The sequence below is a fragment of the Streptomyces sp. NPDC059895 genome (assembly GCF_042731035.1).
GTDB lineage: Bacteria > Actinomycetota > Actinomycetes > Streptomycetales > Streptomycetaceae > Streptomyces.
Map to the genome: position 1 here is coordinate 1 of NZ_JBHWKO010000103.1, position 7,899 is coordinate 7,899.

2 protein-coding genes and 2 pseudogenes are annotated in these 7,899 nt (G+C 77.4%); all 4 read left to right on the top strand.

What is annotated here, in order from left to right; translation table 11 throughout:
- Window positions 1–2,448 (top strand): annotated as a pseudogene (locus ACFV9M_RS41450) (hypothetical protein); the annotation flags it as partial.
- Window positions 2,449–2,483: 35 nt separating this feature from the next.
- Window positions 2,484–3,653, top strand: a complete 1,170-nt coding sequence (locus tag ACFV9M_RS41455; protein ID WP_385079057.1) for an AAA family ATPase — start codon at window positions 2,484–2,486, stop codon at window positions 3,651–3,653.
- Between the two features lie 5 nt (window positions 3,654–3,658).
- Window positions 3,659–7,309: a DUF5682 family protein gene (locus ACFV9M_RS41460; RefSeq protein ID WP_385079053.1), complete on the top strand. Its 3,651-nt coding sequence runs from the start codon at window positions 3,659–3,661 to the stop codon at window positions 7,307–7,309.
- Window positions 7,310–7,584: 275 nt separating this feature from the next.
- Window positions 7,585–7,899: pseudogene (locus ACFV9M_RS41465) on the top strand (hypothetical protein); the annotation flags it as partial.

Sequence of the window (7,899 nt, forward strand, 5' to 3'; positions counted from 1 at the left end):
GCTGCGTCGAGCGCGAGCGCGGCTCCGGCCGCGGCGGGCCTGGCGAGCGCGGCGGGCCTGGCGAGCGCGGCGGGCGTGGCAGGCGCGGCGGGCCTGGCGGGCCTGGCGGGCGTGGCGGGCATGGCTGCCGGAACGTCGGCCGCGGGGACGGCGGGGACGGCGGCGGTGGGCGTCACGGCCACGGGGACGGCGGACGCCGAGCCGGCCGTCCCGAGCGCCGACACCGTGCTCCGGGAGGCCGTCTCCCGTTGCCTGCCCGCACTCACCGAGCCGCGCCTGCTCGCCGGTGTCGCCTCCCTGGTGCGTGCCGTGGTGCGTCTGGCGGAGTCGACCGCCGCCTTCGCGGCGCCTCCGGTGGAGCGGCCGCAGGCCGACCGGCGGCGCACCGAGGGGATGTTCGCCGACTACCGCCCCGAGAACGGCGACGACCAGACCCTGCGCGAGGCCGTGGACGGTTTCGCGCACCTGCACGGCTGGGCGGGCGGCGACGCGAACCACACCGTCCTGCGGCAGATCCGCGCCGTCAACCACGTGCTCTCCGGGAAGCCCGCCGACGGCAGGCCGCTGCCCGCGGGGGCCAGGCTCACCTCGGCCGGCGGCGGGTGGCACAGCGACGACTTCACCGTGCCGGGCATGGGGCTGGCGTGGCCGTCCGTGCTGGACGTGCTGCGCCCGCTCGCCTACCGCGCCGCCTCCCCGACCGTCACGGACGCGCACCGGGAGGCGCTGCTGCTGCTGTTCGAGGCGATCACGGAGGGGCCGCTGGCCGCGCCGGGCGGCGCCCTGCGCGAGATCGTGCTGAGCGAGCCGTTCCCCAAGCAGGAGCGGTCCGGTCAGGTGCTGCGCCGGGAAGGCCGGACCGTCGTCGTCCTCGACTGCCGGAACACCGACAGGCAGGGCGGGCGCGTGCACTGGCTCGCCCTGGACCACGATCCGGCGGGCGTGTTCGGCGCGGTCGCCCACTTCACGCTGGAGAAGGAGAGCGCGCATCCGCCGGTGTTCGCCGCCGACGCGCTGGCCGCCGTGACCCGGCTGGTACGGGACAAGGGCGCCGCGCCCTGGCAGGCGGAGGCGCCCGACGCCCTCGCCGCGGCGACCGGGGACGGGCTGGGGCGGATGCAGGCGGCCCTGCTGCTCGCGGGCAAGCCGGCGCAGCTCACCGCCGAGGTGATCGCCGCGACCGCCCTGAAGCCGCGTCAGAAGAACCTGGGTGACGCGCTCCTGGGCTCGCTCCCGGCCGGCGACCTGGCGGCGCTGACCGGCGCCCTCCTGCCCGAGAGCCCCGGGGACCTGTGGACCTGCGGACCCGACACGGGCGCGGCGGGCCGGGTGTGGCAGGAGCGGCTCAGCGGGATCGTCCGGCTGCCCGAGGACCTCGCCGGGGAGCTGTCCCTCGCCGGCCTGGCGACGGTCTCCGCCGAACAGATCCTCAATCCCGGACGCACCCCCTGGCTCAGCCGCACCACCGTTCAGCGTCCCGACAAGGACGGCGACCTGGTCCCGGACGATCCCGGGGCGCTGCCGGGACGGTACGACCTGACGCGTGGCGTGGCCGCGCTGGCGGGGCTCGCCTACTCCCTGCCGTACGGCCATCCGCTGCGCGCCGCCCTGCCGGAGGGCCTGGCCGCGCTGCGCCGCCGGGTCGCCGACCCGGGGCTGCTGCTGGACCTCGACGTCACCTGGGCGGAAAGCGGCGGAACGACCGCGGCCCAGCTGCGCGGGGCGTACGGTCTGCCGGCCGCCGGGGGCGCCGGCGAGGACGGCCTGACGCGGCTGGGTGAGGCCCTCGTCCTGCGCCCCTGGTACCAGGACCAAGAAGCCGTCCTGGTGCGCCCGGCCGGGCTCACCGGGCCGGACGACGCCGTGTTCGGGCTCGTCGAAGGGCTGACCGGGGCGGGCCGCGGCGACGGTCTGCGGGCGCTGCGGACGATCCTCGACGACGGGCTCGCCCGCGCCCTCGCCGCCGGTGGCGGCACCGAAGCGCCCGCCGGGTACGCGCAGGACCCCACGGTCAGCGTGCCGGAGCTGGTGTCCGAGGTCGCCGTGACGCACGGTCTGGGCGAGGACGCCGCCGCGCTCTACCTCCAGCTGCTGGCCCTGCCCGACCCCACGGACCGCAACTGTGCCCGGTGGACCGGCTGGAAGCCCGCCCGGGTGAAGAAGGCCCGCGTCGAACTCGCGGCCACCGCTCTCGTCGTCGAGGCCAAGCGGCCGCGGGCCGGACGCACCCTGTTCCTGCCGTGCGGCTGGTACGACTTCAAGGCGCCCGCGCTGCCGGTGGAGGTCTGGAAGGAAGGCCTGTACCCGGTCCGCGACCATTCCCTGGCGGTGCCGCTGCTGCCGGTGCCGGAGCTGTTCACCCGTGCGTGGGACCGCGTCCGCTCCGGAGACGCCCCGGCCTACGAGGAACTCACCACCCGCGCCACCCGCAAGGGCCGCCGCCGATGACCGCCGTCCCGTCCCCCTTGGAAGAAACCACGTCGATGACCGCCACCCCCACCTCGTCCCCCGCCCGCCAGATCGTGCCGCCCGAGGAGCGGCACGCCGCCGAACTGGCCTTCCTCGCCGCCTACGACGACGGGCCGCGCCCGCCCGCCTGGCGGCTCACCCCGCGCGCGGTCGTCACCTTCGTCATGGGCAGCGACGGGCGGGCGCTGAAGCTGCCCGAGGCGGCCGAGGTGCCCGAGGGCGTGCCGCGCCGCATGGCGGTCGAGGGCAAGTTCGTCGGCGACCGGGCGCTGGTCGAGCGGTGTGTGGTGACCCTCGCGGGCGAGCGCGGTCTGCTGCTGGTCGGTGAGCCCGGCACCGCGAAGTCCATGCTGTCGGAGCTGCTGTCGGCGGCCGTGTGCGGCACCAGTGGCCTCACGGTCCAGGGCACCGCCGGCACCACCGAGGACCAGCTCAAGTACGGCTGGAACTACGCCCTGCTGCTGGCGCAGGGCCCCAGCCCGCGGGCACTGGTGCCGTCGCCGGTGCTGACCGCCATGCGCCGGGGCGCCATCGCCCGGGTCGAGGAGGTCACGCGCTGTCTGCCCGAGGTGCAGGACTCACTGGTGTCGTTGCTGTCGGAGCGGCGCATCGCCGTGCCCGAGCTGGCGGGCACGGAGGACGCGTTGGCGCACGCGGCGCCCGGGTTCAACCTGATCGCCACGGCCAACCTGCGGGACAAGGGCGTCTCGGAGATGTCCGCCGCCCTCAAGCGGCGGTTCAACTTCGAGACGGTGGGCCCGATTCCGGACCTCGACGCGGAGACCGCGCTGGTGCGCGGGCAGGCGCGGGCGTCCGTGGAGCGGGCGGGGGCGCCGTTCCAGGTCGACGACGCCGTGCTGGAGGCTCTGGTCACCGCGTTCCGGGACCTGCGGGAGGGCCGGTCGGCGGAGGGCTGGGAGGTGGAGCGGCCGTCCACGGTGATGAGCACCGCGGAGGCGGTGTCCGTCGCGGGCGCGCTGGCTCTCGCGACGGCGTACTTCCCGGGGGACCGTGACGTGCTCGGCCTGCTGCCGGGGCATCTGCTCGGGGTGGTCCGCAAGGACGACCCCGCCGACGCGCCCCGTCTGCGGGGCTACTGGGACGGACCGGTGCGCCGCCGCGCCGAGCAGGGGTCCGCCACCTGGCGCACCCTGTGGGACCTGCGCGCGGTCCTGGAGGGCTGACGGCCGTGCCCCTCACCCCCAGCGCCGGGTCTCCCGGTACCTCCGCCGACGCACCGGACGCCGTGCCCGGCCCGCCCGGTGACGTGTCCCCTTCCCCACGGTCCTCTCGTGAGGGGACCGCTTCCCCTCGGTCCCCTCACGACGGGTCCGCCCCGCCCGGTGGGGCACGGCGTGAGCCCGACGCGGCCCTGGCCGCCCTCACCGGTCCGGCGGCGCCCTACCTCGTCGGCGTACGGCACCACGCGCCGTCGCTGGCCGCCGCGATGCCCGCGCTGCTCGACGGGGCGCGGCCGGACGTGCTGCTCGTGGAGCTGCCGGCCGAGATGCAGGAGTGGCTGCCATGGCTCGGGCACGAGGAGACACGGGCCCCGGTCGCGCTCGCCGCGGCCCCAAGTGACGGGGGCGGAGGGCCGGCGTTCTATCCGTTCGCGGACTTCTCGCCGGAACTGGCGGCCGTGCGCTGGGCCGCCCGGCACGGCGTGCCGGTGATCGCCTGCGACCTGCCGCTCGCGGACCGGGCGTGGGGTGAGGGCCACCGCGCCCCGGTGCCGGGGGCCGGCGGCCCCGGGCTCACCGCCGCCCTGCGGGCCGGGCTGACCGGCCGTCCCGGGGACGACCTGTGGGACCGGCTCGTCGAGGCCACCGCCCCCGGCTCGCCGCCCGAGGCGCTGCGCCGGGCGGCCCTGCTGACGGGGTGGGCGCTGCGCGAGGACGCGGCCGCCTCGGACGGGGTGCCCGAGCTGGATCTGCGGCGGGAGCGGTGGATGCGGGCCCGGCTGGCCGAGGCCACCGCGCACGGGGAGCGGGCCGCCGTGGTGGTCGGCGCGTTCCACGCCCCGGCGCTGGTGGGAGAGCCCGCGGGCGAGGAGGCCGAAGCCGCCCCCGACGGGCGCCGGACCGTCTGGACGACCTCGCTGATCCCCTACACCTACGCCCTCCTCGACGAGCGCTCCGGCTACCCGGCCGGCATCCGGGATCCGGAGTGGCAGGACAGGGTGGCGCGCGCGGCGGGCGATCCGACGGCGCTGGAGGAGGCGCTGACGCGGGCCGCCGTGCAGATCTGCGCGGAACTGCGGAGTCTCGGTCATCCGTCGGGGCCCGCCGACGCGCGCGAGATCGCCCGGCTCGCCTCCGACCTCGCCCGGTTGCGCGGGCTGCCCGCGGCGGGCCGGGGCGAGCTGGTCGAGGCCGTGCAGACGGTGCTGGCCCAGGGCGAGCCGTACGGGCGGGGGCGGGCCGTGGCTCGGGCGATGGAGCGGGTGCTCGTCGGCACGCGCACCGGTCGCCCCGCCCCGAAGGCGCCGCGCAGCGGTCTCGCCCCGGCGGTGGAGGCCGAGGTGGCGGAGCTGGGCCTGCCCGGTCCCGCGACGGGCGGTCCCGGTACGGCCCGTGACCTGCGCCTGGACCCGCTGCGGTCCGACCTCGACCGGCGCCGTGAGCTGCTGCTGCGCCGACTGACCGTGTGCGGGGTGCCGTACGCGCAGGCCAGGGAGGTCGCCGGCGCGGGCGGGTCCGAGGCCCTCACCTCGCGCTGGGAGGTGCGCTGGACGCCCGCGACGGCGGCCATGCTGACCGCGGCCGCCGTGCGGGGTGTGACCCCGGCGCAGGCCGCCGAGGGCCTGCTGCGGGAACGGCGGCGCGCGGAACGGGACGAGGGAGGCCCGACGGCCGCGCAGTGCCTGGAAGGGCTCGCGCGGGCGGCGGAGTGCGGTCTGCCCTCGCTCACCGACGAGCGTCTCGACGACATCGCCGAGACGCTGCCCCCGGCGGGCACGCTCCCCGAACTCCTCGCCGGTCTGAGCCTGGTGGACCGGCTGCGCGCCGGTCACGTCCCCGGCCTCGGCACCGACGCGGACCGTACGGCCCGGGCGGCCGCCACCGCCGAGCTGCTCACCTCTGCGGCGGTCCGGCAGGTGGACGGCCTGACCGGGTCCGAGGACCCCGCCGACGCGCACGCCCTGCTCGAACTGGCGCACCGCGCCGACCTGCTGGGCGGCATCCGGCTCACCGACGCCCTCGCCCGGCTCGCCGCCGACGGCTCGCCGCTGATGCGCGGGGCCGCCGGGGCCGTCCGTGTCCTGCTCGGGCAGGAGGACGCCCGGGTCCTCGGCGACCGGGTGGCCTCCTGGGTGGACGGCGCCGTCGACCCCGACTCCCGCGCCGCGCTCACCGCCCGGCTGGGCGGGCTGCTCACCGCCGCGGGCCCGCTGCTCGAGGCGGCGGCGCCCGCGCTGGAGCCGCTGCTCGACCGGGTCGCGGAACTGCCCGACCGGGGGTTCCTGGACCGGCTCCCGGCACTGCGGGGCGGTTTCGACACCCTGAGTCCCGCGGCGCGCGACCGGCTCCTGGCGGCCGTCGAGGAGCGTCTAGACACCGCACGTGTCACTGACACCGACGGGGTCGACCCGGCCGCGCTCGCCGTGTGGACCGGGGCGGACCTCGCCGCCCGCGACACCCTGCGCTCGCTCGGCCTGCTGCCCGCACCGGGGGGCGCCGGGGCCGACACCACCGCGGAAGCCGCCGCAGCGCCGTCGGCCGACGAAGGACGCCTCCTGGCGCCCGCCGACCGGTGGCGGCTCGTCCTGGGCCGCCGTGCCGACCGGCTGCCGGCGTCCGTGGCGCCGCTGGCGACCGCGCTGGACGAGCTGTACGGCAGCGGGCGCGGCGAGGGCAGCAGAGGCGATCTCACCGGGGCGGGACCCGGCGGCGGCCGGGAGGTTCCGTACCCGGGGGTGCGGGAGTGGTCGCGGGAGCTGGCCGCGCTGTTCGGGCCCGGTATCAGGGAGGAGGTGCTGGCGGCGGCCGCCGCCGCGGGCCGCAGGGACGTCCTCACCGAGCTGGACGCCGACAGCGTGCGGCCCTCGGTCGATCTGCTGCGGACCGTGCTCCGCCACGCCGGCGGGCTGCCCGAGGCCCGGCTGGCCGCGCTGCGCCCGCTCGTCCGGCGGCTGGTCGACGCGCTGACCCGGCAGCTGGCCACCCGGCTGCGTCCCGCCCTGCACGGCACGGCCCTGCCGCGCCCCAGCAGACGGCCCGGTGGCGGCCTCGATCTGGCCCGCACCCTGCGGGCCAACCTGGCGACCGCGCGCCGCGGCCCGGACGGCACCGTCCAGGTCGTCCCCGAGCACCCGGTCTTCCGGACACGGGCCCGGCGGGCCGCCGACTGGCGGCTGATCCTGGTGACGGACGTGTCCGGCTCCATGGAGGCGTCCACGGTGTGGGCCGCGCTGACCGCCTCGGTGCTGGCCGGGGTGCCGACCCTGTCGACGCACTTCCTGGCCTTCTCGACGGAGGTCATCGACCTCACCGGGCACGTGGAGGACCCGCTGTCGCTGCTGCTGGAGGTCAGCGTCGGCGGCGGCACGCACATCGCGGCGGGGCTGCGGCACGCGCGCGAGCTGGTCACCGTGCCGTCGCGGACCCTCGTCGTGGTCGTCAGCGACTTCGAGGAGGGCTACCCGCTGGGCGGCCTCCTCGCGGAGGTCCGCGCGCTCGTCGGGGCCGGCTGTCACGTCCTGGGCTGCGCGAGCCTCGACGACACGGGCCGGCCCCGTTACTCCACGGGCGTCGCGGGTCGGCTCGTCGCCGCGGGCATGCCCGTCGCCGCCCTCAGTCCGCTCGAACTGGCCCGCTGGGTAGGGGAGAAGATCGCATGAGCCAGCACCTGCCCCTCGGGCGCATGAACCGAACGGATCCGGCGCCGCCGGCGCACCGGACGGATGCGGCCCTGCCGGATCAGGGCCCGTCGGATCCGGGTCTGTCGGATCCGGGCCCGGATCCGACAGACCCGGACCTGCCCAATCCGGACCTGCCCAATCCGGACCTGCCGGATCAGGACCTGCCGGATCAGGACCTGCCGCCGGATCCGGACCTGCCGAATCGGGACCCCTCGATGGATCCGGACCCGTCGGTTCCGGATCCACCGACGGACGTGTCCCTTCCGGAGCTGCCCGCGGAGGGGCCGGGCTCCGGTCTGCCACCGGTCGATCCGTCCGTCACCGCCGAACTCGTCGGGGCGCTTTCCCCCCGGCTCCGCAAGCGGCTGGACGCGGGCGTGGCCAAGCTCGCGGCGCGTGCGGCCGTCCGTGCGGGCGACACCGTACGGATCGCCGTCGACGACGACACCGACCTCGTCCTGCACGCACCCGGCGGGACGGTGACCGCCGCGGACGCGATCCGTTGCGGGTGTCTGCTGGCCCCGGACTGTCTGCACCGCGCGGCGGCGGCCTCGGCCGCTCCGGTGGCC

Excerpts from the sequence above, each read along its gene's own strand:
- ACFV9M_RS41455 (WP_385079057.1), top strand. The coding sequence starts at position 2,484 with ATGACCGCCACCCCCACCTCGTCCCCCGCCCGCCAGATCGTGCCGCCC.